The sequence below is a fragment of the Streptosporangium sp. NPDC049644 genome, from assembly GCF_040675205.1.
Lineage (GTDB): Bacteria > Actinomycetota > Actinomycetes > Streptosporangiales > Streptosporangiaceae > Streptosporangium > Streptosporangium fukuiense.
Window position 1 is genome coordinate 1 of the sequence record NZ_JBFAOJ010000120.1, and the last position, 25,692, is coordinate 25,692.

Genomic DNA, 25,692 nt, shown 5'->3' on the forward strand with positions numbered 1-25,692 from the left:
ACCGCTCCCGCACCGGCGCCGCCAAATCCCACACCTTGGACGCGCTACACGTCGGCGACCTCGACACCGTGACCACCTGGCCGTCCACCGTGCTCGTGGCCAAGGCGACCGGACGCGGCAGCTACGCCCGCACCCGCACCGACCGCTACGGCTTCCCCCGGCTACGACTCCCCCGGACCAAACACGTCAAGGGGTTCGCCACCGGAGACCTGGTCCGCGCCACCGTCCCGACCGGCAAGAACACCGGAGTCCACACCGGACGGGTCGCGGTCCGCACCACCGGCAGCTTCAACATCACCACCCGGCACGGCACCGTGCAGGGAATCCACCACCGCCACGTCCGCCTGCTCCAACGAGCCGACGGCTACGGCTACACCACCCACCCGGAAACACGGCACCGCGCCAGGTTTCCTCCCCTGCCCGAAGGCGGGGGTCTCCACGCTGAAGGTAGCTGAAGGTATCGGATGGCCAGCACGCGACGGTCAGGGGACGGCGAAACCAGTTTGATGTTAACTCTCGCCCCTTCCGTCCCTCGATTTTGCCCGTTTTTCGGCCTTTTCCCACCCGCGGAACCTCGCGATCCGGTCTGCGCATCTTCCAGACCCGCGTAGCATCATCGGGCATGGGGCAGCCAAACGTGTCTACGCGCCGCCCGCGGCTGATCTCGGGAACGGCGATCGCCGCGGCGCTCGTCGTCATGTCCTCGGGTTGTGGGATGGCCAGCGGCATGGCCTCGACGGAGAGATCTCAGCTGGAGCCGATCAGCGTCTCCAGCCCCCGGGTCAGAGACGGCGGCCCCCTGCCGTCCGACTATTCATGCAAGGGTTCGGCCGGTAATCCCCCGTTGCGCTGGTCTCGCGTGCCCGAGGGCACGAAGTCCGTCGCGATCGTGGCGGACAGCAACTCCCGGACAGGCGGCGAAGTGCACTGGGTCGTTTTCGACATCGACCCCCGCACCAACGAACTGCCTGAGGGTGGCGTCCCGGTGGGAGCCGTGGAGGGAAGCACGACGAACGGCAAGGTGGGCTATAGCCCCCCGTGCGGCGTCCAGGAGAACTATCGTTTCACTGTCTACGCGCTCGACGGCAAGGTCGATCTTCGCAAGGGAGCCTCCCTTGGCCAGACCTTGAGGAGCATCGCGGACAAGACGATCGCCTGGGGACGGCTCACCGCGGCGCACATCGAGTGACTGGCCAAACACCGGAGGTAGTAATGGTTACCAATTCTTCACTTAGGGTGTGACAACGCTCATAGTGGTCCGACACAATCAGATCCAATGTCCAAGCGCAGGTGATGCATGGGGGAAGGTCGCGTCGATGGCCGCGCGACCTCACCGGCGCCGCTGTAAGGCCATGGCCTTGAGGGTGGTGCAATGATCGCGGTCGTAGTAAGCCTGGTCGCCGTCGTGCTCCTCGTGCTCGTCGTCGTGGCACTGGGAATGCGGTCGATGAACCGCAGGGAGAGCGCACTCCCCGCGGAACGTCTGCGGGAGATGGCGGAGAAGGAGGCGCTGACTCCGACCATGTCCAGCGACGACTTCGCCACCAGAGAACCGAAGATGAACCACTTCACCCCCGACCTGACGCCGTTCGACGAGCCGAAGCCGCCGCGCCAGCCGCGGCCGCCGGGCGCCCGGGGCAAGCGCGGGCTGAACGAGTTCGGCCAGGTGGACGACTACGACGACGACTACTGGACACGGCTCCAGGCCGACGAGGGCGGTTTCGGAGGGCCCTTGGCGGCTCAGATGGGCGCGAGTCGTCCCGTCGACAAGGAGAACCAGCAGGTCGACGCCGACGCGACGACGGTGCAGGCACCGCTTCCGACCAGGCCCCAGCCGTCCCGCGGCGCCCCGCAACCCCCCGCCCCCGGGCCGGCCAGGCCGGCCCCCGAGCCGGCCGTCGCCTCCGCCTCGCTGCCCTCCGGCCTCGACGATTTCATCGCCCCGGTCCAGCCGAACCCCGCTCCCACCGCGGCGTCACTCGCCGAGCAGCGGACCGTGACGTTCGCGGCACCCACTCCCGGCGCCTTCGGCGACGCCCGCCCCTCGCGGGCGAGTTCCCGCCGCGGCGGGAACCGGACGCCCGCACAGCCGTCGCCCCAGCCCGTCCAGGGCAACGGCGCCCCCTCCCGGCCCGACCCGCTGAACGACCCGCTCGGCGGCTCGTACCCTCGCCGCGGCGCGAGCTCCCGGCCCAGCGGCACCGGCTCGTCCGGTGCCCGTCCGGGCAACGGCGGACCGCCCGCCTCGATGCCCCCCATGGGTCCCACGACCAGCGGCGGTTTCCCCGCCACGCCCGCGGCCGACCCGCTCGCGGCTTCCTACCGTCCCCCGGCGCAACCGCCCAAGAGCACCCCGGCGCAGCCGCCCAAGGGCAACCTGGCGGACAACCCGTGGGCACAGGCCACGAGCCCGACGTCGGGTGGCTGGCCGGCGGCGAACACCGCCGACATCCTCGATGACCCGGCTCCGTCCTACTCCTCGTACCAGACGCCGGTCTACGGCGCCCCGCCCGCGGGCTCGTACGAGGTCAGCTCGGGCTGGGCCACCATCGACGACGACGCGATCACCGGTCCGAGCCCGGCGGTCTCCGCCTCCACCGGCCCCTCCCGGGCCTTCCCCCCCGCCCAGGACCGCCCGGCCGACCCGCGGGGCGGGACGGCCGGCGGGTACGGCTACGAACCCCAGCCCGCCACCCCGGCCAGCCCGGTCGCGTGGCCGGAGCCCGGCACTCCCAACGGGAGTGACGGCGCGAGCTGGCCGAGCTACGGCGAGCTCTACGGCACCGCCCCCGAGGCCGCGACCACTCCCGCCGAGGGACGAGGCCGGGGCGGCTCGCGGGGCAACCACCATCGGGGGACCCAGGAGCCCGACTACCCCGACTATTACCGCTGATTCTCCCCGTCCTCCGTAAAAGCCCACGGTAAACGCCCGGCCGATGCGGCACGGCCCCGTAGGGTCTGCACATGGAGACGGACACGAAGAGCGACGGTTTGTTTACGGTGGGTCGCATCGCCTCCGTGCTGCGGTACGACCTACCCGCATCCCTGGTGGTCTTTCTGGTGGCCCTGCCCCTCTCACTGGGCATCGCGGTCGCCTCCGGAGCGCCACTGGCGGCAGGGCTCATCGCCGGCGTGGTGGGCGGCGTGGTGGCGGGTCTGCTGGGCGGCTCCGTCGTCCAGGTGAGCGGACCCGCCGCGGGACTGTCCCTGGTGGTGGCCGACCTGGTGATGCGATACGGCTGGCGGGCCACCTGCATGATCACCTTACTCGCGGGCGTCCTGCAGCTGCTGCTGGGCGTCTGCCGGGTCGCCCGCTCGGCGCTGGCGGTCTCGCCCGCCGTGGTGCACGGCATGCTTGCCGGGGTGGGCGTGGTGATCGCCCTGGCCCAGCTGCACGTGGTGCTCGGCGGGAACCCGCAGCGCTCCGCGATCGAGAACCTGGTCGAGCTGCCCCAGCAGATCATCCACAACCACACGCACGCGGTCTTCGTCGGCCTGCTGACCATCACGGTCCTGGTCGCCTGGACCCGTCTGCCGGCCCGGGTGCGGGCTTTCCCCGCCCCGCTGGCGGCCCTGCTCGCCGCCTCGGTGACCGCCTGGGCGCTCGGCTGGGAGGTCACCCGGATCGACCTGTCCGCCAGCCTGGACTCCTGGGCCACCCCGATCTGGCCCACGGGTGACTGGCACGGGATCATCGCCGCGGTGCTGATCGTGGCGCTGCTGGCCGGGGTGGAGTCGCTGCTCTGCTCGGTGGCCGTCGACAAGCTGCACGAGGGCAGGCGTTCCGACCTCGACAGGGAGCTCGTCGGCCAGGGCGTGGCCAACATGGTGACCGGCGCGCTGGGCGGCCTGCCCGTGGCCGGGGTCATCGTCCGCAGCACCACCAATGTCAGGGCGGGGGCGCGCAGCCGCTGGTCCACGGTCCTGCACGGCGTGTGGATCCTGCTGTTCGCGGTCGGCCTGGGGTGGATGATCGCCCTGATCCCGATGGAGGCGCTGGCCGCGCTGCTGGTCTTCATCGGCGTGCAGATGGTCAACATGGGGCATCTGCGTAACCTGCGCGGCCACAGCGAGGTGCCGGTGTACGTCGTCACGATGGCCGGGGTGGTGCTGCTCGGCCTCGCCGAGGGAGTGCTGGTCGGCCTCGGCCTCGCCGCGCTGCTCGCGCTGCGCCGCCTCACCCGGGTGACCGTGCGGGCCACCGCCGAGCCGGACGGGCGCTGGCACGTGGTGATCGGTGGCTCGCTGACTTTCCTGGGGGTGCCCACGCTCACCTCGGAGCTGCGGGCCATCCCGCCGGGGGCCTCGGTCGATCTCGACCTGAACATCGACTTCATGGACAACGCGGCCTTCGAGGCCATCCACAACTGGCGGCACGAGCACGAGCGCGGCGGCGGGAGCGTGGACATCGACGAGATCCACGACGAGTGGTACGCCATGGCGGCCAGTGGCGCCCGGGTGTTCCCCGCCAAGACCCCGCCCCTGGCACCTGACCGGTGGTGGCTGCCCTGGTCCCATCGGCGGAGCGGGCGGCGCTCGGCACGCCACCCCCTGGTCGCCACCCGGCACGTGCCCCGCGGCGGCAGTCCCGCCGTGCCCGACCTGCTGGCCGGGGCTCGGGAGTTCCACCTGCGCACGGCACCGCTGGTCCGTCCCCTCCTGCACGGGATGGCCCGCGGGCAGGAGCCCTCGCATCTCTTCATCACCTGCGCGGACTCCCGCATCGTGCCGAACCTGATCACCGCCAGCGGCCCGGGAGACCTGTTCACCCTGCGCAACCTCGGCAACCTGGTGCCCCGGCGGGGTTCCGCGCCGACGGACGACTCGGTGGCCGCGACGATCGAGTACGCGACGGACGCGCTCAACGTCCGCACCATCACGGTCTGCGGGCACTCGGGGTGCGGGGCAATGAGCGCCCTGCTCAGCGGGGGTGAGAAGACGGCGGGCCTGCCGGCGCTGGGCCGCTGGCTGCGCCACGGCAACCACACCCTGGCCCGGTTCATCGAGGGCGAGAGCGCCGGCGAGGACGAGGGCCCGCTGGACCGCCTCTGCCGGGTCAACGTGATCCAGCAACTGGAGAACCTCCGGACCTACCCGCAGGTGGACCAGCTGTTCCGTGCCGGGCACCTGGAGCTGGTCGGCATGTACTTCGACATCGGTACCGCCCGGGTGCACCTGCTGGAGCATCCTCCGATCGCGAGCCGTCCGCTGTGAGCGGATGGCTTGCGCTACGGGTGAAAGCCTGTGGTCCGCCATTCGCCGGGCGCCAAGAATGAGGCGCTATGAGAATTCTGATCATGGGGGGTTCGGTCTTCCTCGGCCGGGCCATCACCCAGGAGGCGCTGCGGCGCGGGCACGAGGTCACGACGTTCAACCGGGGGCGCAACGGGGTCGACCTGGTGGGTGTGGAGGCGGTCAGGGGCGACCGTGAGGTGCCGGAAGACCTGGATCGCCTGGTGGCGGGCCGGGAGTGGGACGCCGTCATCGATGTCCACGGGCAGGTCCCGAGGGTCGTCGGCGAGTCGGTGCGGAGGCTCTCCGGCCGGGCGGCCACCTACGCGTACATCTCCAGCATCTCGGCTCTCTCCGACTTCCCCGAGCGGGAGTGCGACGAGAGCTCACCGCTCTTCGAGTGCGCGCCGGACGCGGGTCCCGAGGACGGTCACTACGGCATGCTCAAGGCGGGCTGCGAGCGGGCGGTGGAGGAGGGCTTCGACGGCAACGCGCTGATCATCCAGCCGGGTCTCATCCTGGGCCCGTACGAGAACGTGGGCCGTCTGCCCTGGTGGCTGGACCGGATCTCCCGGGGCGGGCGGGTGCTGGCCCCGGGTGACCCGGACCGGGCGATGCAGCTCATCGACGCCCGCGACATCGCCGCGTTCGTTCTCACCCATGCCGAGGCCGGGACAGCCGACCGCTTCCTCACCAGCGGGGTGCGCGGCAACATCACCTACGGCGGCTGGCTGGCCGAGTGCCGCGCGGTGACCGGCTCGGACGCCGAGTTCGTCTGGGTCGACGACGGCTTCCTGCTCGACCGGAAGGTGTCACCGTGGACCGAGTTCCCGGTCTGGGCTCCCGGCGGTCCCGAGTTCGCCGGGGTCTGGCTGCCCTCGTCGGCGAAGGCCATCGCGGCCGGGCTGACCTGCCGCCCGGTCGCCGAGACCGTACGCGACACCTGGGCGTGGCTGCGGGACGTCCCGCCGGGGGAGCGTGTGTTCCGCGGGCACGGCATCGATCCGGAGAAGGAGGCCGGAATCCTGGCCGAGTGGGCCTAGGGAACGCCTGTGACTCCTCCGCTCCCCCGGGTACGCCTCCGGAGGAGTGGCGCAGGCTCGTGGCGGCGGGGCCGGGCGACCCGCCGCCCTGGGCGCCCCGAGATCCGCAGGACTGTCATGACCGACCTCGGGGCGATGAGTTCCGCCTGCGCTAGAGAGGTATTTCTACGCATACATCGGGTCGGCGGACACATAGGGTCGTGGCCGTCCGGCTCCGTCCCCCGAACGCCGGACGGCGGTCCACGCTCCCAGGGCCGAGGGGGAGGGTGGAGGGCCGCCGATATCGTTCCTCCACCCACCCCCGATTCATCGGTTCCCGTCCCGGCCTGGGCGCGGGGAGAGGCACCGCGTCACGCGCGGCGGGTGTGCCTCATCGTCCAGTTGGTCTCCCAGGTCTTCTCCCCGTCGGCGGAGAACGCCTGCTCCCACAGGGCCGATGTCGGTGTGATCTCCGACCACGTGTACCGCATCCGGATGGGCTTGCCCTCGTGGGTCTCGTCGCCGTGGAACACCCCCTTCCCGTCGGCGAACGCGCCGAAGACGGGATTGTGCAGGACTCCGGTCTCACTGTTGATCCAGTAGATCGCCCACAGTTCGCGTTCGACGTCGAAGGTCCGTATCGACACCCCCTTGAAGCCCTTCGTGGGGAAGGTGATCTCGTCGAAGACACCCGCGCCGTCAAAGAAGCCGCGGCAGACGGCGAAGCTGGGGAACTCCTCCCACTCGTCCCTCCCGCTCAGGGGTTTGACGAGCCTACGGTTGTCGATGTCCCAGCTGCCGTGCAGGAAGTCGAAGTCGCTGTTCATGTCAGAAGGTTAGAACCGCCCGCTGGCACTTGGCACGCGGGAACTCCGGACTCGGGCGGACGGTCGCGGCGGATCCGCCCGTCAGCGTGCCCCGCCTCGACCCACCCGTCGGGCACGAGGCCGGCCGTCGGCACACGGACCCGACCGTCCGGGCGACGAGCGGATGATTTCACCCCCTCTCAAACCCGATATACGACAGCGCGGGCACCCCTTACCGGACCCATGTCATGACATACGTACGTCCTATTGATTTATGGTGAATTCGTCGTTACGTTCTTGTTGAACCTCATCCCCCAAACGAGGAGGCGCAATGCGTCCTCTGTCCAGGCTTTTCCTGGCAGCCCTGACGTTCTCACTGGTAGGCGGGGCGTCGCTCCCCGCGACCAGTCATAGTGTTTCGGTGGTGGATCCCCAGGTAGAGACCCCTGCCCTGTACGACGACGAAGCCGGCGGCAACTCCAACGGTGACGACCCGGCGATCTGGGTCCACCCGTCCAAGTCCGGCAAGAGCGTGGTGATCGGCACCGCCAAGGAGGGCGGCCTCTTCGTCTACAACCTCGACGGGCAGCAGATTCAGCACCTCGCCGCGCCCGCGGCCCCAGGGCCTGACGACGAGGTCGGACGGTTCAACAACGTCGACGTCACCTACGATTTCGGCGGGCGGGACCTCGCGGTCGTCTCCGACCGCGGCCGGGACCAGCTGCGGATCTACGCCATCGCGAACGGCCAGCTCACCGACGTGACCGACCCGGCCGCGCCGTTCGTGTTCAACACCACCCAGCAGCAGGTCAACGACGCCGAGACCGCGTACGGCCTGGCCACCTGGAAGGACTCCACCGGCACCTACGCGCTGGTCAGCCGTCGGCACCGGACCTCGATCGGCCTGGTCAAGCTTCTGCCCAAGCCGAACGGCAAGGTCGGCTATCAGCTCGTCAAGACGCTGAACCTGCCCGCGTCGTTCACCCTGCCGAACGGCCAGAGCTGGACGCCCTGTGACGAGCCGGGCCGGGAGCCGCAGGTCGAGGGCATGGTCGTGGACCAGGAGAAGGACGTCCTCTACGCGGCCCAGGAGGACGTCGGCATCTGGCGGATGCGCGCGGACCTCACCGGGACCCCCGTGCTGATGGACAAGGTCCGCGAGTACGGCGTGCCCGCCACCTACGACCCGGTGACAGACGAGTGCCCCCCCGGTACGGACCCGGGCTACGGCGGCCAGCGTCTGACCGCGGACGCCGAGGGTCTCACGATCTACTACCGGGAGGACGGCAAGGGCTACCTGCTGGCCTCCAGCCAGGGCGACAACACCTTCGCCGTCTACCGCAGGGAAGGCTCAAACGCCTACCTGGGTCAGTTCAGGATCGGATCGCACAACGGCATCGACGGTGTCGAGCACAGCGACGGCTCGACCGTGCTGAACGTCCCGCTGGGCGACTTCGAGGAAGGTCTGTTCATCTCGCACGACGGCGCCAACACGCCGACCACGCCCGACCGTGAGAACACGAACTTCAAGTTCGCCGACTGGAGTGACATCGCCGACGGGCTCGACCTGGACGTGGACACCGACGGCTGGGACCCGCGCGACTGAGCAGCGGAGAAAGCCCTCGGCTACTCGGCGGACTCGAGAGCCGGTCGGCAACGGTGATCGGTTGATCGAGCCGTGAGCAGTCTGATCAGACGCTCGGCTGGGATTTCCCAGCCGAGCGTTTGGCGTGGGCGGCTGTTGGACTCGGCGCCGGGACTTCACGGGCGTGCCGGAACAGGCCAGCGCTCGCGGGAGGGCGACGGGGAGGTGCGGGTTCATCTCGGCGGCGCGACGGGCCGCGCCGGCTCACCACCCGCCTGGCGGCCACCCGTGGCACGGTCGTGGCACGGTCGTGGCCGAGAACCTCAACGTGCCGGGGATGCCGGCCAACCGGCGCCTGGCCCGCGCGGTGGCCGACGCCGGGCCGGACGAGGTGCGGCGCCTGCTCGCCCACAAGGCCGGCCGCCGGTATCCCAGCGGTAAGACGTGCCAGGGTCGCGGCGCGGTGAAAGCCGGGCCGCCCTGCCCGGACGCACGCATGAGCGCACCGAGTGCGGCCTGAACCTGGATCGGGACCTGAACGCCGCTCGTGGTCTGGCCGCGCTCGCAGCCGAGGCCGCCCAGAGTCGCGGGGAGACGACAAACGCCCGCCGCGCAGCGACGGGATCCGGTGTTCGCGCCGGGCGGGCACCCGGGAAACGGGAACGCCGCCGCGGCAACGCGGCGGCCGGCCGATCCTCACGGACGAACACCGGGAACCAACGGGAGGGTCGACCGGCGCGGACTCCCGGGTGGCGGCGACCGCCAAGCCGACCGCGCCCTCCGCCTGATTCACACGGACCCGTACGGCCCCGGCCCCGAGGCGCGCGTCCACGCCGTACCGGCGGCGGCAGGTCCGGGAAAAAGATCGCCCACTGCCTCGTCCGCGGGCTGTTCAAGGCCTTGACCAGGCCGAACGACCAGCAAGCGGCCGCCGGAAAAGCCATGGGGACACCGGATCGGTTCGGCACTCCCTGACCGGGGCATTCTCACCGGTCATGCCGACCTCGATCACGCCGTCCATATCGCAATGGCCCGGCCCGCCTGCGGGCCGGGCCATGGGCATCGGGCGACCGTCACCTGCTCCCCCGATGCCCGCGCCGCCGGTTCGTCACCTGTCTCCGGCGAACGCGGCACCGGATCTCGAACCCACGCGCCGGGTCAGCCGTGGTTGACCCGCCAGAAGTCGGAGACGGTCTGGCGCCCCCGCAGGTCTCCGAGCAGTCCCTTGGGATCGGTGTGGAAGAGCTGTCCCTTCCAGTCGGACAGCCCGGGCGGGGTGACCAGGGGCTTGACCGCGCTGTTGCCGGAGATGCCGCCCTCACCGATCTCGTGCTTGACGCCCTCCTCGGTCATGATGAAGTGGACGTACAGCTTGGCCGCGTTGGGGTGCTTGCTCTTGGCGGCGATCGCGACGTACTTGGGGTAGCTGAAGCCGACGAACGGTGCCATCCCCTCGCACGTCGCCTGGGTGTACCCCTTGTCCTCGTTGTTGCGGAACTTCGAGATCGACATGAATCCGATCTTCTTGTCGGTGGAGCTCGGCGCGCCCACCGCACCGGAGATGTCCTCGTCGGAACCGGTCAGCACCGGCTTGTTGCCCGCCATCTGCTTGATCCACTCATAGGCGGCGCTCTTCTCCTCGGTCTCCAGGGGCTTGCCGTACTTGGTCTGGTAGGCCTGCTCCAGCGCCTGGTTGCCGTGCGCGTCCATCTGGGTGAAGAACGACAGCACGGTCGGCTTGCCCAGCGGGTCCTGCATCACCAGCTTGCCGGCCCACTCCGGCTCGGTCAGGTCCCACACGTTCTTCACCGGGCACCCCTCCGGCGACAGCTTGGTGTTGTAGGCGAAGACCGTGGCCTTCGACAGCGCGAGCAGCGGGTTCTGGTTCTCGGCCGGGATCTGGTCCGTGAGGTCGCCGGGCACCCATGTCCGCGCCACACCCTGCGGGATCAGCTGGCCCACCAGCACCCCGCCGTCCTCGTACATCGCCGCGTCGATCGTGATGTTGTCGGCGGCGTGCTCCCTGATCATCTTCTCGGCGGTCTGCGGGGTGTCCGACTTCACGCCTTCCATCTTGATGCCGTACTTCGCGGTGAACGCCTTGGCCACCTCTTCGATGTCGCCGCTGGAGTCGTAGACCAGCACGCTGCCCTCCTTCTTGGCGGCGGCGACCAGCGCGTCCAGGTCGAAGTTCGCGTCGAGCGAGGGGCCGGGCAGCGGCTGCTCGGCGGCCGTCGCCGGCGAAGGGGCACCGGTGGCCGTGGAAGGCGCGCAGGCTGCGGCGGCAAGCGCCAGCAGCGCCGTAGAGATGATCTGTTTGGTACGCCTCACGGTAGCGTCACTCCTTTTGCCCATCGGGGTGGTAGGCGCCGCCAAGCACCCCGACTCGGCGCCGCAATGGGCTCAACAATGAACATCACGTGAATAGCTTGTCAAGACATTCTTACTTTGGCGGGGCATCCGACACACTCTCGTTACCGGATGGGCGGCCCGGCGAGCCGACCTGAATCGGCCATTGGTCAGGACATTCTGACGTCAGATACCATCTGACCGTGACTGCGACGAGATTGGACATCGACCTCGACCGGTCGAGCCCGGTTCCCCTGTACTTCCAGGTAGCCGAGCGGATCGCGGAGGCGATCCAGACAGGCGAGCTGCTCCCGGGTTCCCGGCTCGACAATGAGATTCAGCTCGCCGACCAGCTGGGGCTTTCGCGCCCGACCATCCGCCAGGCCATCCAGTACCTCGTCGACAAGGGGCTGCTGGTCCGCAAACGCGGCGTGGGCACCCAGGTCGTACACGGCCAGGTCAAGCGGGCGGTCGAGCTCACCAGTCTCTACGACGACCTGCGCAGGGCAGGGCAGAAGCCGATGACCCAGGTGCTGTCCATCGACACGGTCGCCGCCGAGGAGAGTGTCGCCGACGCCCTCGGGGTCGCGCCGGGCACCGAGGTGCTCCGACTGGAGCGGCTCAGATACGCACTGGGCGAGCCGCTCGCCCTGCTGCACAACTGGCTGCCATTGGGATTGACCCCCCTGTCGGCCGAGATGCTCGAGGCTCGCGGACTCTACGAGCTGCTGCGCTCGGCCGGCGTCCGGATGCGGGTCGCGAACCAGCGGATCAGCGCTCGTGCCGCCACCCCGGCCGAGGCGCGGCTGCTGAACGAGCGTCGCGCCTGCCCGCTGCTCACCATGGTCCGCACGACCTACGACGACCAGGGCAGGGCCGTGGAGCACGGCTCACACGTCTACCGCGCCTCCCACTACTCCCTTGAGGTCACCCTCGTGGAGCGCTGAGCGCGTCATCCCTTCCGGCTCCATCATAGTGATGATGATAGCTAGTCAGAATGTCAGGACAAACCATTGACGGTTCACCTGTCGTTCATCTAGAACTGGAGGCCCCTGTCACAAGGAGCCGCCATGCGTGTGGGTTTGCTAGGCCTGGGCCGGATAGGCATGTTCCATGCCGCCACCCTCTCGACTCTCGTCGATGACCTCGTCGTCTCCGACGTGGATCACACCAGAGCCGAGGAGGTGGCGGGACGGCTCAAGGCCCGAGTCGGAGATCCCTTCGACGCGGACGCGGTGGTGATAGCGACCCCGACCTCCACCCATGCGGAGGCGCTGCTGCGGGCATCCGACCTGGGCATGCCGGCGTTCTGCGAGAAACCCGCGGCCCCGACCGTGGCGGAGACCCGGCGGGTCGCCGAAGCGGTCAAGCGCAGCGGCATCGCCGTGCACATCGGCTTCCAGCGGCGCTTCGACGCCGGTTACACCGCCGCACGCGAGGCGCTGCGCGGTGGTGATCTCGGCGAACTGCACCGGGTCCACCTGTTGACCGCCGATCCGAGGCCCCCTGCCGCCGAGTACGTCGCGCTGTCCGGCGGCATCTTCCGTGACTGCCACATCCACGACTTCGACATCCTGCGCTGGGTCACCGGCCGCGAGGTGGACACCGTCTACGCGACCGGCTCCAATCGGGGCGAGGCCTTCTTCGCCGAGGCCGGAGACGTCGACAACAGCGCCGCTCTGATGACCATGGACGACGGCACGCTGGTCACGCTGCAGGGCTCCCGCTACAACGGCGCCGGATACGACGTGCGGATGGAGCTGGCCGGGACCCGTGCCACCTGGGCGGCGGGACTCGGCTACCGGACCCCGCTGCGCTCGGCCGAAGGCTTCGACCCGGGCGGGGACCCGTGGCCGGACTTCCAGGCCAGGTTCGACACCGCGTACGTCGCGGAGATGCGCGCGTTCCTGGCGATGGCGCGAGGTGAGCGCGAGAGCCCCTGCACGGTCCAAGACGCCCTGTCCGCGCTCTACCTCGCCGAGGCGGCCGATCTGTCGCTCCGCGAGGGACGGCCGATCCGCCTCCTGGAGGTGACGAAGTGAGGATCGCCGCCGCACCGATCTCCTGGGGGGTCTGCGAGGTGCCCGGCTGGGGATACCAGCTGCCCGCCGAGCGGGTGCTGACCGAGATGGCCGAGATGGGCCTGACGGCCACCGAGCTGGGCCCCGACGGCTTCCTGCCCGCCGATCCCGGCCACCGCGCCCGCCTGCTCGACCGCTACGACCTGCGCGCCGTGGGCGGCTTCGTCCCCGTGGTCCTGCACGACCCCGCCCACGACCCGCTGCCGGGCCTGCGGGCCACGCTGGCCTCCTTCGAGGACGATGCGGTGGCCGTCCTGGCCGCCGCCACCGGCGTGGACGGCTACGACACGCGCCCCGCGCTGGACGCGGAGGGCTGGCGCACGCTCCTGACCAATCTGGAGCGGATCCGTCAGGAGACGGCCCGCCCGGTCACCCTGCATCCGCACGTCGGAACCATGATCGAGACCAGCGAGGAGGTGGACCGGATCCTCGACGGCTGCGGCATCGCGCTCTGCCTGGACACCGGTCACCTGCTCATCGGCGGCACCGACCCACTGGACATCGTCCGCAGGGCCTCCGGGCGGATCGCCCATGTCCACCTCAAGGACGTCGAGGCGGCCCTCGCCGAGCGGGTCCGGACGGGCGCTCTCACCTACACCCAGGCCGTGCGGGCGGGGATCTACCGCCCGCTCGGCCAGGGCGACGTCGATGTGGCGGGCATCGTCACCGGCCTGACCGCGGCCGGCTATCCCGGCTGGTACGTGCTGGAGCAGGACGTCGTCCTCGACTCCGGGGACGCGAACCCGATGGAGGACGTCCGCACCAGCCTGGCCTATCTCGGAGGCCTCAGGTGAGCGTGCCCGCCGAGGTGCTGACGATGGGCCGGGTCGGGGTGGACATCTACCCGCTCCAGGTCGGGGTGTCGCTGCGGGAGGTGGAGACCTTCGGCAAGTACCTGGGCGGCAGCCCGACCAACGTGGCCGTGGCCGCCGCCCGGCTGGGCCACTCCAGCGCGGTGATCACCAGGACCGGGGCCGACCCGTTCGGCTCGTTCGTCCACGACGCGCTGCGCGCCTACGGCGTCGACGACCAGCACGTGACCGAGGTGCCCGGCCTGCCCACGCCGGTGACGTTCTGCGAGATCCTGCCCCCGGACGACTTCCCGCTCTACTTCTACCGCTATCCCAAGGCTCCCGACCTGGAGATCCTCCCCGAGGAGCTGGATCTCGCGGCGATCGCGTCAGCGGGGGTGTTCTGGACGACCGTGACCGGGCTGTCGGCGGAACCGTCCCGCAGCGCGCACCTGGCCGCCTGGCGGGCCCGGGGACGGGCGCCGCACACCGTGCTGGACCTGGACTACCGGCCGATGTTCTGGCCGGACGAGCGCGAGGCCCGACACCAGGTGCGCGCGGCGCTCGGCCAGGTCACCGTCGCGGTCGGCAACCTGGCGGAGGCCGAGGTGGCCACCGGCACCCGCAAGCCCCACGAGGCGGGCCAGGCGCTGCTGGAGGCCGGGGTCGAGCTGGCGATCGTCAAGCAGGGCCCGGACGGGGTGCTCGGCATGACCGCCACCGAGACGGTGGAGGTGCCGCCGGTGAAGGTCGAGGTCGTCAACGGGCTTGGCGCGGGCGACGCCTTCGGCGGGGCGCTCTGCCACGGCCTGCTGGAGGGCTGGCCGCTGGAGCGGGTACTGAGGTTCGCCAACGTGGCCGGGGCGATCGTGGCCGGCCGACTGGCCTGTGCCCCCGCAATGCCCGCCGTGGACGAGGTCGAGAACGTCCTGTCAGACGGATTTCCGAAAGGGGACGCCGCGCATGCGTGAAGAGGACCACCGGCGGTTGCTCGACGACCGAGCCTGGCATCCGGAGCGGGTGACCGAGGCGGCCGCCAGGCGCAGGCGCAGGTCGCTGCCGGCCGGTCGTGACCAGCTGCTGATCATCGCGGCCGATCATCCGGCGCGGGGCTCGCTCGGCGTCGGCGGCGAGCCGATGGCGATGGAGAGCCGTGTCGGTCTGCTGGATCGGCTCATGACCGCCCTGGCCAGGCCCGGCGTGGACGGGCTGCTGGCCACGCCCGACATCGTCGAGGACCTGCTGCTGCTCGGCGCGCTCGACGGCAAGATCGTGATCGGTTCGATGAACCGGGGCGGTGTGCAGGGCTCGGTGTTCGAGTTCGACGACCGCTTCACCGCCTACGACGCCGAGTCGATCGCGGCGATGGGTTTCGACGGCGGCAAGATGCTGTGCAGGATCGCGCTGGAGGACGCCTCGACCGCCACCACGCTGGCGAGTTGCGGGCATGCCGTCACCCGGCTGGCCAGCTACGGGCTGATGGCGATGATCGAACCGTTCTGGTCCAGGCGGGTCGACGGCGTGGTGCGGCACGACCTGTCGCCGGAGGCGATGATCCACGCCATCAGCGTCGGCCAGGGGCTCGGCGCGACCTCCGCCCATACCTGGCTGAAGATCCCGGTGGTCGAGGGGATGGAGCGGGTCATGGAGGCCACGACACTGCCGACGCTGTTGCTCGGAGGCGACCCCGACAAGGCACCCGACCAGGTCTTCGGCTCCTGGAGCAAGGCACTGCGGCTGCCCGGCGTACGTGGCCTGGTCGTCGGCCGGGCACTGCTCTACCCGCCGGGCGACGACGTGGCGGCGGCCGTGGACACCGCGGCGAGCCTGCTGGAGTCGTCGTGACGCACATCCCCCACGGCACCGCCGCCTCGCCCCCGTGGGCAGTGGAGATCACCCCCGAGTCGGCCGGCTGGACCTATGCCGGCCTGCGGGTGGTGGATCTGCCTGACCACCCCGTGCACTTCTCCACCGGCCGGGAGGAGATGCTGGTCCTGCCGCTGTCGGGCTCGTGCGAGGTCACCGCGGGCGGCCTGCGGCTGTCGCTGTCCGGGCGTACGTCGGTCTTCGACACGGTGACCGACTTCGCCTACCTGCCCATCGACACATCCGCGACGATCACCGGCCACGGCCGCATCGCGCTCCCCTCCGCTCGGGCGACCCGGCACTTCCCGGTCCGGTACGGCCCGGCCGAGCAGGTCCCGGTGGAGGTGCGCGGCGCCGGGCAGGCCAGCCGCCGGGTCAACAACTTCTGCGCGCCGGACGCCTTCGACTGCGACAAGCTCGTCGCGGTCGAGGTGTTCACCCCCGGTGGGAACTGGTCGTCCTACCCGCCGCACAAGCACGACACGGCCTCCGAGCACGAGGCCGTACTGGAGGAGATCTACTACTTCGAGGGCGGCCCCGGCTACCAGCGGGTGTACGGCACGCACGACACCCTGGCCGAGGTGAGCGGCGGAGACGTGGTGCTCGTCCCGCACGGCTACCACGGCCCCTCGATGGCCGCCCCCGGCTACGACCTGTACTACCTAAACGTGCTGGCCGGACCCGCCGAGCAGCGGTCCATGGCCTTCTGTGACGACCCCCGGCACGCGTGGATCCGCTCCTCCTGGGCGGATCAGCCGGTCGACCCCCGTGTGTCGCGTCGCGTCGCGGACACCGGGCCCGGACTCCCTGGAGGTACCTCATGAGGCTCACGGTGGCTCAGGCGCTGGTGCGGTTCCTGGCGAACCAGTGGGCAGAGCGCGACGGCGTCGAGCAGAGGCTGATCGCGGGCGTCTTCGGCATCTTCGGCCACGGCAACGTGGCGGGCGTCGGCCAGGCCCTGGCCGAGCAGGGCGCGGGCACCGGCGACGCGCTGCCGTACTACCTGGCCCGCAACGAGCAGGCCATGGTGCACACCGCCGTCGGCTACGCCCGCACGCGCGACCGGCTCTCCACCTTCGCCTGCACCACCTCCATCGGCCCCGGCGCCACCAACCTGGTCACCGGCGCGGCACTGGCCACCATCAACCGGCTCCCGGTGCTGCTGCTGCCCGGCGACGTCTTCGCCACCCGGGTCGCCGGCCCGGTACTGCAGGAACTGGAGGACCCGGGCTCCTACGACGTGACGGTCAACGACACGCTGCGCCCGGTCAGCCGCTTCTTCGACCGGATCAACCGGCCCGAACAGTTGCCGTCCGCCCTCCTGGCCGCGATGCGGGTGTTGACCGACCCGGCCGAGACCGGCGCGGTCACCCTGGCGCTCCCCCAGGACGTGCAGGCCGAGGCCTACGACTGGCCCGAGGAGCTGTTCGCCCGGCGGGTGTGGCACGTGGCCCGGCCGGTGCCCGAGCCCGCCGCGCTGGCCAGGGCGCTCGAACTGATCCGCGGCTCGCGCAGACCGCTGATCGTCGCCGGAGGCGGGGTCGCCTACAGCCGGGCCTGCGCGGAACTGCTCCGCTTCGCGGAGAACCACGGCGTGCCGGTGGCCGAGACCCAGGCGGGCAAGGGCGCGCTGCCCTACGACCACCCGTGCGCGGTCGGCGCGGTCGGCCACACCGGCACCGCCGCCGCCAACGCCCTGGCCAGGGAGGCGGACCTGGTCATCGGCATCGGGACCCGATACAGCGACTTCACCACCGCCTCCCGGACCCTCTTCGGCCGCGCCCGGTTCCTCAACGTCAACGTCACCGCCTTCGACGCGGCCAAGAACTCCGGCGCGATGCTCGTCGCCGACGCCCGCGAGGCCCTGCTCGCCCTCGACCGGACGGACTGGCGGGCCGACCCCGAGTGGACCCGTCAGGCGGCCGCCCTGGCCACCGGCTGGCAGGCCGAGATCAGCCGGGCCTACGCCGGGACGGAGCTGACCCAGCCGGTCGTGCTCGGCATCCTCAACGAGATCGCCGAGGACGGCGTGGTCGTCAACGCGGCCGGCTCCATGCCGGGTGACCTGCACCGGCTGTGGCGGACCCGGGACCCCAAGGGCTACCACGTGGAGTACGGCTACTCCTGCATGGGTTATGAGATCGCCGGAGGGCTCGGGGTGAAACTCGCCGACCCGGAGCGCGAGGTGTTCGTGCTGGTCGGTGACGGCTCCTACCTGATGATGGCCCAGGAGATCGCCACCGCCGTGCAGGAGGGCGTCAAGCTCGTGATCGTCCTGGTGGACAACCACGGCTTCGCCTCGATCGGCGGCCTCAGCGAGTCGGTGGGGGCCCTGCGGCTCGGCACCGCCTACCGGATGCGCGGCCCGGAAGGAGAGCTGGACGGCGACCGGCTTCCCGTGGATCTGGCGGCCAACGCGGCCAGCCTCGGCGCCGACGTGCTGCGCGCCGGCGACCCGGAGGCGCTGCGGGCCGCGCTGGCCAAGGCGGTGGCGTCCGCGCACACCACGGTCGTCTACGTCGAGACCGTCCCCGGCGGCGGACCCGGCGCCCAGGCCTGGTGGGACGTCCCGATCGCCGAGGTGTCGGAACTGGCCCGGACCCGGGCCGCACGGGAACACTACGACGAGGCCAAACGCGATCAGCGGCCCTACCTGTGATGGGCTGGACGCCGGCGTTCGCCGCGATGGCGATCCTCTTCGTGCTGGTCAGCGGAGCCAACGACGGGGCCACCCTGATCGGGCTGGGGCTCAGATTCCCCCGCTCGCCGGGATGGGCGATCGCCGCGCTTCTGCTGACGGCGCTCTTCGCCGGGCCGTACGTGCTGGGGTTCTCGGTCGCGCGGACCTTCACCGAGAGGCTGGCGGGACTCGGCACGAGCGGCGGAGCGACGGCGTTCCTGGCCGGGGTGGTGACCGCGGTGATCGTGGTCGCGGTGCTGACCGGCAGAGGGCTGCCGACCAGCCTGACACTCGCGGTCATCGGCGGCATCAGCGGCGCGGGGCTCGGCGCGGGACTGCCGGTGTCGTGGCGGAGCCTGGGCACCGTCCTGGCCGTCGGAGCGGGTGCCCCCCTGGTCGGCCTGGTCCTGGGCCACCTGCTGGGAACCCTGTCGCGCCGGGTGCCGTCCTACCACCGGATGCCCCGGCTCGTGCTCTCCGCCCATCTGCTGGCCTACGCGGCCCAGTGCGTCGCCTACGCGGTGAACGACGGCCAGAAGATGATCGCGGTGGTCAGCGTCGCGTTGAACGTGGGCCGCGACGGGCTGGGCGGGGTCGGCCCCATCGAGGTCCCGCCGGTGTGGATGGCCGTCCTCGTGGCGCTGTTCCTCGCCGGATCCTTGAGCAGCCTCACCCGCGTGGGAGAGCGACTGGGCCGCGGCCTGGTCATCACCCGGCCGCTGCACATCGTCTCGGCCGAGACGGCGGCCACCGGCGCCGTCCTCGGCAGCTCGGCCCTGGGAAGCCCGGTGAGCATGACCCAGTCCATCACGGCCGGCGTCGTCGGCGTGGCGGCAAGCGAGGGAGCCAGGAGGGTGCGATGGCAGGGCGTCGTGAACGTGGGTACGGCATGGCTGGTCACGCTGCCGTCGTCAATGGCCCTGGGCTGCCTGGCCGGGCTCGCGATGAGGCTGCTGTGAGCGGCGCGGGCGGCCGTGCCCGGCGGTTCGCGCGGGCCTGGGACGACCTGCGCGGCCGATCCGGACGGCGGGTCGTCGAGCTGGTCCGCAAACAGGTCGCCGTCGCCCGCGCCGGAGCCGTACTGGCGCGCTCGACCGCCTCCGGCACGATCGGGCGATCGGCCGCCCGCACCCGGATGACGGAGGTGGAACACGAGGGCGACGCGGCGCGGGCCGAGCTGGTGCGCGTCCTGCGGCGGGTGCTGGCGACCCCCATCGACCGGGAGGACCTGTTCCGGCTCTCCCGATCGATCGACGACGTGCTGGACCACCTGCGCGACTACGTGCGCGAGACCGACCTGTTCGGGCCGGAGGACCTCGGCTTCGCCGTCGAGCCGCTGCAGGTGGTGAGCGACGGCCTCGACGAGCTGGAGAACGCCGTGCTGAAGATGATCGACGATCCCGGCTCGGTCACCGTGGCCGTGCTGGCCACGCGCAAGGCCTGCAGCCGGGTCCGCCAGCTCTACCAGACCCGGCTCACCGAGCTGTTCACCGGGCCGCTGGAGATGAACACCCTGCGCGAACGCGAGCTGCTGTCGCGCCTGGACGCGGTCGGCCGGCGGCTCGGCGAGGCCGCCGACGCGCTCGCCGACGCGATGCTCAAGCGAAGCCACTGAGGAAGCTGACGGACCACGCACCGCGCCGGTCCCTGTGAACCCCCCGAAGGAAGTACCCATGGCTCTTCTCACCAAGGCGGAAACGCCGCCACCTCCCCCGAGGCGGCGCAGGCTGGTGTACCGGCTCCGCGTGCTGCGCCACGATCCGACCGCCGCGCTCGGGCTGATCCTCGTCATCCTGCTCGCCTACCTCGTCGTGGCGCCGCTGGTCGCGGTGCTGTCGGACGCCTTCCGCCTGCAGTACGGCGACGACGTGCACGCCGGGCAACAGTCCGGCGAGTGGACCGGCTACTACCTGTGGCGGGTGTTCCGCTCCCAGATCAGCGGCCTGCTGTTCTGGGAACCGCTGCTCAACACGCTGGTGATCGCGGTGGGCACCACCCTGTTCGCGCTGGTCCTCGGGGGCGGCATGGCCTGGCTGGTGACCAGGACCAACGTGCCCGGGCGCAAGTGGCTCGCCGGCGCCCTGGTGGTCCCCTACATGCTGCCGTCGTGGACCTTCTCCCTGGCCTGGCTGTCGCTGTTCAAGAACGAGCGCGCCGCCGGGCAGGTCGGCTTCCTGCAGGCCCAGGGCATCCGGACACCCGACTGGCTCGCCTACGGCGCGGTACCGATCATCATCACCCTGGGGCTGCACTACTACCCGTTCGTGCTGCTCCTGGTCGGGAACGCGCTGCGCCGCATCGACGCGCAACTGGAGGACTCCGCGCGGATCCTCGGCGCCCCGCAGCGGACCGTCATCCGGCGGATCGTGGTGCCGCTGATGCTCCCGGCGCTGTCCTCGGCCGTGCTGCTGGTGGTCGGCCGGGTGCTCGGCACGTTCGGCACGCCCTACGTGCTCGGCCTGCCGGCCGACTACCGGGTGCTGTCCACCGGGCTCTTCCAGTCGATCCGCGACCGCAGCACCGGCGTGGCCTCCGTACTCGCCACCGTCATCGTGATCATCGGGGTGCTGATCGTCCTCGTCGACACCCGGATGATGCGCGAGCACCGCCGGTTCGTCACCGTGGGCGGCAAGGGAGCGATGGACCGGCTGGGCGACCTGCGCCGCTGGCGCTGGCCCGCCTTCGCGCTCGGCCTGTTGGTCTTCGCGGTGAGCGTCCTCGTCCCGGTCCTGACACTTCTGATCTCCACGGTCACCCGCACGCCCCTGGACCTGTCGACCTTCACCCTCGACTACTGGTTCGCCGAGAAGCTGCCCGGAGCGGTCGGCTTCCCGCACGGCGTCTTCCGCGGTTCCGAACTGTGGGAGGCCGCGTGGAACTCGCTGCGCATCGTCGGCCTGGCCTCGCTGATCTGCGCGGTCGCCGGCCTGCTGATCGGGTACGTCGTGGTGCGCGGAACGGCCCCGCGCGTCGCCGCGTTCCTCCGCCAGGTCTCCTTCCTGCCCTACCTCATCCCCGGCATCGCGTTCGCGGCCGCCTCGCTGTCGCTGTTCGCCGTCGCCAGGGGGCCGATCCCCGCGCTGTACGGGACGACGTTCCTGCTGATCCTGGTGATGGCCGTGACGCACCTGCCGTACAGCTCGCGCTCGGGCATCGCGGCGATGATGCAACTCGGCCGCGAACCGGAGGAGGCCGCGCAGATCGCCGGCGCCTCCTGGTGGCAGCGGATGCGGCGGATCATCTTCCCGATCCAGAAGGGCGCCCTCGTCACCGGAATCGTGCTGCCGTTCATCTCCGGGCTCAAGGAACTCAGCATCGTCATCATGCTGACCACCACCGGGACACAGCTCCTCACCACCCTGTCCATCGGCCTCGTGGACTACGGATACACCCAGCTCGCCAACGCGGTCGTACTCATGATCGCCTTGGTCTCCTTCACCATGACCTACCTGACCCAGCGTCTGACCAAGAGCAGCCTGGCGTCCGGCCTAGGAGGATAGATGCCGAACATCACCCTGAGCGGAATCGCCAAGAGCTACGGCGGTGGCGACTACGCCGTGAAGAACCTCGACCTGACCGTCCCCGACGGCGCGTTCATGTGCCTGCTGGGCCCCTCCGGCTGCGGCAAGACGACCACGCTGCGGATGATCGCCGGGCTTGAGCAGCCGACCGCCGGCACCATCGCCGTCGGTGACCGGGTCCTCGATTCCGTCGAGCGGGGACTCTACGTCCCGCCGGAGAAGCGCGGCATGGGGCTGGTCTTCCAGAACTACGCCCTCTGGCCGCACCTGTCGGTGCGCGAGAACGTCGAGTTCGGCCTGCGGATGCGCAAGGTGCCCGCTTCCGAGCGGCGGGCCAGGGCGGAGCTGGCGCTGCAGATGGTCCACGTCGACGCCGCCATGGACCGCTACCCCTCCCAGCTGTCCGGTGGTCAGCAGCAGCGGGTCGCGCTGGCCAGGATGCTGGCGATCAACCCCACGGTGCTGCTGCTCGACGAGCCGTTGTCCAACCTCGACGCCCGGCTCCGGCTGGAGATGCGCGCCGAGCTCAAACGCATCCACGAGGAGTCCAACGCGACGATCGTCTTCGTCACCCACGACCAGCTGGAGGCACTCACCATGGCCACCGACGTCGCGGTCATGAACGAGGGCGAGCTGCAGCAGCTGGCCCCCCCGATGGAGATGTACGCCAGACCCGCCAACCGGTTCGTCGCCGAGTTCGTCGGCAGCCCGCCGATGGCGATCGTCGAGATCGGCCCTTCTCCCACCGGTCTGGCCGGTTCGCTGACGCGCTTCGTCGAGTCCCGCGCCGGGCAGAGCGTCGCCCCCGGCGCCGTCGGTGTCCGCCCCGAGGCGCTGCGCCTCGGTTCGCCACCCCGTTCCGTCTGGTCCGAGGAGGCCACCGTCGAGGCCGTGCTGCCGGCGGGCTCCTCCTGGACCGTACGGCTGCGCGTCCTGGACACCGAGCTGTACGCGCTCTCCTACACGCCGGTCGAGGCCGCCGCCGGCGAGGTGCTGACCTGCTGGACCGACCAGATGCACCTGTTCGGCGCGGACGGCACGCGGATCCCCTCCTGGGACAGGACGGGGGTCGGCGCGTGATCCGGCCCAAGGCGTTGCTGCTGGACTTCGGCGGGGTGATCGTGGAGACCGCCCGGCGCCCGTCGTGGGCGGCCGAACTCGCCGCGGAGGTGCACGAACTCCTCACCAGGGCCGGCTTCCACGGCCTCGGCCTCGACGACGTGGAGAACGACATCCTGGCGGGCGCGCGCGCCGACAGGTACTGGAAGGACTCCACCTCCCGCCAGTTCGCCCCGGCGGAGATGACACACCGCGGGTTCTGGGCCGACTACGTCGCGGGCGACTGGCCGGAGCAGGCCCGCTCACTGGTGATCGCCGAGGCGACCCCGCTCTGCAGGCGGATGGGCGAGCTGCGCAGCGACCGCAAGACCCGGCCCGCGCTGCAGGAGCTGCTGGCCGCCTGCTGGACGCACGGTGTCACGCCCGCGGTCGTCAGCAACGCCCTGTGCGGAGCTGTCCACCGCGACTACATGGCCCTCAACGGCCTCGACCGCCAGGTGGCTGTGCAGGTCTACAGCGACGAGGTCGGCGTCCGCAAACCCAATCCGGAGATGATCTGGATCGCCTGCCGGGCCCTGGGCGTCGACCCCGCGGAGACCTGGTACGTCGGCGACAACTACGACCGTGACGTGGTCTGCGGAGCCCGCGCCCGGGTGGGGGCCACCGTCCTGATGGTCTCCCGGAGCACCGAGAAGATCCCCTACAAAGTGCGGCAGCGCCCTCAGGCGACAGTCGAGGACCCGCGCGGCCTGCTGAGCCTCCTGGAGGAGACATGGACCTGAGGACCTCACGCGATCTGGCCGCCGTCGCGGTCGAGGCGGCCAGGGCGGTCGGCGACCGGCTCAGGGAGGCCTTCCGCTCCCGGCCCGAGGTGAAGACCAAGCGCGACTTCCACGACCCGGTGACCGAGCACGACAAGGCGGCCGAGGAGCGTATCCGCGAGGTCCTGGACCGGTTGTGCCCGGGCAGCGTCGTGGTGGGAGAGGAGGACGGCGTCCGAGGTGAAGGCGACATCAGCTGGTACGTCGACCCCATCGACGGCACCGCGAACTTCGCCGCCGGCCTGCCGTTCTTCTGCACCTCCATCGGGGCGGTCGTGGACGGCGAGGTGGTGGCGGGCGTCGTCTACGACCCCGTCCGCGACGACGAGTTCACCGCCTCGCTCGGCGGGGCCTTCTGCAACGGCGCGCCGATCCGCAGCGCCGGCGCGCGCACGGACCGGGAGGCGGTGCTGCTGTCGAGTTACCCCTCCCCGCGCGACCTGGCCGCGGAGGGAGAGGTGGCGCTGCACCGCTTCGCCCGGATGGTCAACGCCTTCGCCACCACGCGCCGCCCGGGGAGCGCGGCGCTGAAGCTGGCGCACGTCGCCGCCGGGTGGTCCGACGTCGCGTACGGCACGTACGTGAACGCCTGGGACGTGACGGCCGGCTCGCTCCTGGTGGAGCAGGCCGGGGGCGTCTACATCCCGCTGTCCGGCAGCATCTTCACCCCCGGCGGCTATCTCGCCTGCGTCGGCGGATTCGACCTCGCCGGCTCCGTGATGGCCGAGGTCTCCACGGCGAGGACCGCCTCGTGATCCGCTGGATCGTCACCGACCTGGACGGAACGCTCGTCGGGCGCGACCTGGCCATGGTGCCCTCCAGCCGGGACGCGCTCCGCCGCTTCGTCGCCTCGGGCGGAGAGGTGGTCATCGCGACCGGGCGGATGGAGCTGTCAGCCCTCCGCTACTACGAGGAACTGGGCCTCACCGGGGCGGCGATCCTCTACAACGGTGCTCGCACCGTGGATCTCGGCACCGGAGCCGTGCTGCGCTCCCGCCACCTGCCGGTGAACGCGTGGAAGGCGCTGCTCGACCTGTTCGAAGAACTCCCGCGGGGCGTCTACCCGGTGGCGTTCTCCGGCGGCGAGGCACTGGCCGTCCACGACGTGCCCGAACTGCGGGATTACGCCCGACGCGACGGAATCACCCTGCGGGATCCGGGCGACTGGTCGGCACTGACCCCCGGCGAGATCACCAAATGCATGCTGATCGGCGATCGGCTTCCCGAATTGGATATTCCAGGAACCGTCACGGTTCGATCTGAGGCGACCTATCTGGAGGTGCTGCCCGAGGGCGCGACCAAGGGCGCCGCGCTCCGCGAGCTGGCCGCCTCCCGGGGCGTACCGCTGGAGCAGATCGCGGCCGTCGGCGACAACCCCAACGACATCGACATGATCATGACAGCCGGACTCGGGGCCGCGGTCGGCGACGGCCACCCGCAGGTCCGCGCGGTGGCCGATGTCGTGGTCGGGGCCTGCGCGGACGGAGCCGTCGCCGACGTGGTGGAACTGGCCCTCGGCTCCCATCCGTAGGTCGTGAAACCGAGCCCCGAACCGCGTTTCCTTCCCACGCCTAAAGGCGGGGTCTCCACGCTGAAGGGATTTAGATGAAGAACATCACTCACTGGATCGACGGAGTCCCCGCCGGGGACTCCCCCCGTGGCACCGGGAGCACACCTTCGGCGCGACTCGGCGAGATCTTCAACCCCGCGACCGGGGAGGTCGCGGGACAGGTCCGTCTCGCGTCCGTGACCGAGGTCGACGCGGCCGTGGCCGCCGCCGTCGCGGCCTGGCCCGCCTGGCGGGACGCCTCGCTGGTCAAGCGCTCGCAGGTGCTGTTCCGCTTCCGTGAGCTGATGTACGCCCACCGCGACGAGCTCG

Annotated in this window: 23 protein-coding genes and 1 pseudogene; 22 read left to right on the forward strand and 2 right to left on the reverse strand. The window is 70.8% G+C overall.

The features are described from left to right. The 5 genes and pseudogenes from AB0J58_RS39165 to AB0J58_RS39185 all read left to right on the forward strand — a co-directional run. A pseudogene (locus AB0J58_RS39165) lies at positions 1-455 on the forward strand (hypothetical protein); the annotation flags it as partial. Between the two features lie 167 nt (positions 456-622). Next, positions 623-1,189, forward strand: a complete 567-nt coding sequence (locus AB0J58_RS39170; protein ID WP_364225480.1) for a YbhB/YbcL family Raf kinase inhibitor-like protein — start codon at positions 623-625, stop codon at positions 1,187-1,189. Between the two features lie 183 nt (positions 1,190-1,372). Further along, the gene (locus AB0J58_RS39175) at positions 1,373-2,893 is read left to right on the forward strand and encodes a hypothetical protein (RefSeq protein ID WP_364225483.1); all 1,521 of its coding nucleotides are present in this window, start codon (positions 1,373-1,375) and stop codon (positions 2,891-2,893) included. 71 nt (positions 2,894-2,964) lie between these two features. Next, positions 2,965-5,214, forward strand: coding sequence for a SulP family inorganic anion transporter (locus tag AB0J58_RS39180; RefSeq protein ID WP_364225485.1), 2,250 nt, complete (start codon positions 2,965-2,967; stop codon positions 5,212-5,214). Between the two features lie 68 nt (positions 5,215-5,282). Then, the gene (locus AB0J58_RS39185; RefSeq protein WP_364225488.1) at positions 5,283-6,275 is read left to right on the forward strand and encodes an NAD-dependent epimerase/dehydratase family protein; all 993 of its coding nucleotides are present in this window, start codon (positions 5,283-5,285) and stop codon (positions 6,273-6,275) included. A gap of 350 nt (positions 6,276-6,625) precedes the next feature. Here the strand turns inward: AB0J58_RS39185 and AB0J58_RS39190 are convergent, their stop codons facing one another. After that, positions 6,626-7,081 carry a hypothetical protein gene (locus tag AB0J58_RS39190; RefSeq protein WP_364225491.1) on the reverse strand — a complete coding sequence of 152 codons (456 nt, stop codon included), beginning with the start codon at positions 7,079-7,081 and terminating at the stop codon, positions 6,626-6,628. Positions 7,082-7,391: 310 nt separating this feature from the next. Here AB0J58_RS39190 and AB0J58_RS39195 point away from each other — a divergent pair, with 310 nt between their 5' ends. After that, positions 7,392-8,666 (forward strand): phytase, encoded by a 1,275-nt coding sequence (locus AB0J58_RS39195; protein WP_364225493.1) that lies wholly within the window; start codon positions 7,392-7,394, stop codon positions 8,664-8,666. Positions 8,667-8,955: 289 nt separating this feature from the next. Continuing rightward, positions 8,956-9,165 (forward strand): hypothetical protein, encoded by a 210-nt coding sequence (locus AB0J58_RS39200; RefSeq protein WP_364225495.1) that lies wholly within the window; start codon positions 8,956-8,958, stop codon positions 9,163-9,165. Between the two features lie 638 nt (positions 9,166-9,803). Here the strand turns inward: AB0J58_RS39200 and AB0J58_RS39205 are convergent. Next, on the reverse strand, positions 9,804-10,976 hold the full coding sequence (locus AB0J58_RS39205) for an ABC transporter substrate-binding protein (protein WP_364225498.1): 1,173 nt from the start codon (positions 10,974-10,976) through the stop codon (positions 9,804-9,806). 221 nt (positions 10,977-11,197) lie between these two features. Between AB0J58_RS39205 and AB0J58_RS39210 the strand changes: the two genes are divergently transcribed. The 15 genes from AB0J58_RS39210 to AB0J58_RS39280 all read left to right on the forward strand — a co-directional run. Further along, entirely contained in the window at positions 11,198-11,941 is a 744-nt protein-coding gene (locus AB0J58_RS39210; RefSeq protein WP_364225500.1) for a GntR family transcriptional regulator, read from the forward strand. Positions 11,942-12,064: 123 nt separating this feature from the next. Further along, the gene (locus AB0J58_RS39215; protein ID WP_364225503.1) at positions 12,065-13,036 is read left to right on the forward strand and encodes a Gfo/Idh/MocA family oxidoreductase; all 972 of its coding nucleotides are present in this window, start codon (positions 12,065-12,067) and stop codon (positions 13,034-13,036) included. Next, positions 13,033-13,869 carry a TIM barrel protein gene (locus AB0J58_RS39220; RefSeq protein ID WP_364225505.1) on the forward strand — a complete coding sequence of 279 codons (837 nt, stop codon included), beginning with the start codon at positions 13,033-13,035 and terminating at the stop codon, positions 13,867-13,869. The genes AB0J58_RS39215 and AB0J58_RS39220 overlap by 4 nt, the downstream gene beginning before the upstream one ends. Further along, positions 13,866-14,837 carry a 5-dehydro-2-deoxygluconokinase gene (iolC, locus tag AB0J58_RS39225; protein WP_364225508.1) on the forward strand — a complete coding sequence of 324 codons (972 nt, stop codon included), beginning with the start codon at positions 13,866-13,868 and terminating at the stop codon, positions 14,835-14,837. The genes AB0J58_RS39220 and iolC overlap by 4 nt, the downstream gene beginning before the upstream one ends. Beyond that, positions 14,830-15,711 (forward strand): deoxyribose-phosphate aldolase, encoded by an 882-nt coding sequence (locus AB0J58_RS39230; protein ID WP_343967656.1) that lies wholly within the window; start codon positions 14,830-14,832, stop codon positions 15,709-15,711. Before iolC ends, AB0J58_RS39230 begins: the two co-directional genes overlap by 8 nt. Beyond that, positions 15,708-16,556, forward strand: coding sequence for a 5-deoxy-glucuronate isomerase (gene iolB / locus AB0J58_RS39235; RefSeq protein ID WP_364225511.1), 849 nt, complete (start codon positions 15,708-15,710; stop codon positions 16,554-16,556). The genes AB0J58_RS39230 and iolB overlap by 4 nt, the downstream gene beginning before the upstream one ends. Beyond that, entirely contained in the window at positions 16,553-18,391 is a 1,839-nt protein-coding gene (iolD, locus tag AB0J58_RS39240) for a 3D-(3,5/4)-trihydroxycyclohexane-1,2-dione acylhydrolase (decyclizing) (protein WP_364225514.1), read from the forward strand. The genes iolB and iolD overlap by 4 nt, the downstream gene beginning before the upstream one ends. Further along, positions 18,391-19,371 (forward strand): inorganic phosphate transporter, encoded by a 981-nt coding sequence (locus AB0J58_RS39245; RefSeq protein ID WP_364225516.1) that lies wholly within the window; start codon positions 18,391-18,393, stop codon positions 19,369-19,371. Before iolD ends, AB0J58_RS39245 begins: the two co-directional genes overlap by 1 nt. Further along, a complete protein-coding gene (locus tag AB0J58_RS39250; RefSeq protein ID WP_343967664.1) occupies positions 19,368-20,027 on the forward strand; it encodes a DUF47 family protein in 660 nt (219 codons plus the stop codon). The genes AB0J58_RS39245 and AB0J58_RS39250 overlap by 4 nt, the downstream gene beginning before the upstream one ends. A 58-nt stretch (positions 20,028-20,085) precedes the next feature. Then, positions 20,086-21,912 (forward strand): iron ABC transporter permease, encoded by a 1,827-nt coding sequence (locus tag AB0J58_RS39255; protein ID WP_364225518.1) that lies wholly within the window; start codon positions 20,086-20,088, stop codon positions 21,910-21,912. After that, a complete protein-coding gene (locus AB0J58_RS39260) occupies positions 21,913-23,013 on the forward strand; it encodes an ABC transporter ATP-binding protein (RefSeq protein ID WP_364225520.1) in 1,101 nt (366 codons plus the stop codon). It abuts the gene before it with no gap. After that, on the forward strand, positions 23,010-23,774 hold the full coding sequence (locus tag AB0J58_RS39265; RefSeq protein WP_364225522.1) for an HAD family hydrolase: 765 nt from the start codon (positions 23,010-23,012) through the stop codon (positions 23,772-23,774). The genes AB0J58_RS39260 and AB0J58_RS39265 overlap by 4 nt, the downstream gene beginning before the upstream one ends. Further along, the gene (locus tag AB0J58_RS39270; RefSeq protein WP_364225525.1) at positions 23,765-24,568 is read left to right on the forward strand and encodes an inositol monophosphatase family protein; all 804 of its coding nucleotides are present in this window, start codon (positions 23,765-23,767) and stop codon (positions 24,566-24,568) included. The genes AB0J58_RS39265 and AB0J58_RS39270 overlap by 10 nt, the downstream gene beginning before the upstream one ends. Then, positions 24,565-25,344: an HAD-IIB family hydrolase gene (locus AB0J58_RS39275; RefSeq protein ID WP_364225528.1), complete on the forward strand. Its 780-nt coding sequence runs from the start codon at positions 24,565-24,567 to the stop codon at positions 25,342-25,344. The genes AB0J58_RS39270 and AB0J58_RS39275 overlap by 4 nt, the downstream gene beginning before the upstream one ends. A gap of 74 nt (positions 25,345-25,418) precedes the next feature. Continuing rightward, a partial coding sequence (locus AB0J58_RS39280) for an aldehyde dehydrogenase family protein (RefSeq protein WP_364225530.1) occupies positions 25,419-25,692 on the forward strand: 274 nt, incomplete at its 3' end.

Excerpts from the sequence above, each read along its gene's own strand:
- AB0J58_RS39170 (WP_364225480.1), top strand. The coding sequence starts at position 623 with ATGGGGCAGCCAAACGTGTCTACGCGCCGCCCGCGGCTGATCTCGGGA.
- AB0J58_RS39175 (WP_364225483.1), top strand. The coding sequence starts at position 1,373 with ATGATCGCGGTCGTAGTAAGCCTGGTCGCCGTCGTGCTCCTCGTGCTC.
- AB0J58_RS39180 (WP_364225485.1), top strand. The coding sequence starts at position 2,965 with ATGGAGACGGACACGAAGAGCGACGGTTTGTTTACGGTGGGTCGCATC.
- AB0J58_RS39185 (WP_364225488.1), top strand. The coding sequence starts at position 5,283 with ATGAGAATTCTGATCATGGGGGGTTCGGTCTTCCTCGGCCGGGCCATC.
- AB0J58_RS39190 (WP_364225491.1), bottom strand. The coding sequence starts at position 7,081 with ATGAACAGCGACTTCGACTTCCTGCACGGCAGCTGGGACATCGACAAC.
- AB0J58_RS39195 (WP_364225493.1), top strand. The coding sequence starts at position 7,392 with ATGCGTCCTCTGTCCAGGCTTTTCCTGGCAGCCCTGACGTTCTCACTG.
- AB0J58_RS39215 (WP_364225503.1), top strand. The coding sequence starts at position 12,065 with ATGCGTGTGGGTTTGCTAGGCCTGGGCCGGATAGGCATGTTCCATGCC.
- AB0J58_RS39230 (WP_343967656.1), top strand. The coding sequence starts at position 14,830 with ATGCGTGAAGAGGACCACCGGCGGTTGCTCGACGACCGAGCCTGGCAT.
- iolD (WP_364225514.1), top strand. The coding sequence starts at position 16,553 with ATGAGGCTCACGGTGGCTCAGGCGCTGGTGCGGTTCCTGGCGAACCAG.
- AB0J58_RS39245 (WP_364225516.1), top strand. The coding sequence starts at position 18,391 with ATGGGCTGGACGCCGGCGTTCGCCGCGATGGCGATCCTCTTCGTGCTG.
- AB0J58_RS39255 (WP_364225518.1), top strand. The coding sequence starts at position 20,086 with ATGGCTCTTCTCACCAAGGCGGAAACGCCGCCACCTCCCCCGAGGCGG.
- AB0J58_RS39260 (WP_364225520.1), top strand. The coding sequence starts at position 21,913 with ATGCCGAACATCACCCTGAGCGGAATCGCCAAGAGCTACGGCGGTGGC.
- AB0J58_RS39270 (WP_364225525.1), top strand. The coding sequence starts at position 23,765 with ATGGACCTGAGGACCTCACGCGATCTGGCCGCCGTCGCGGTCGAGGCG.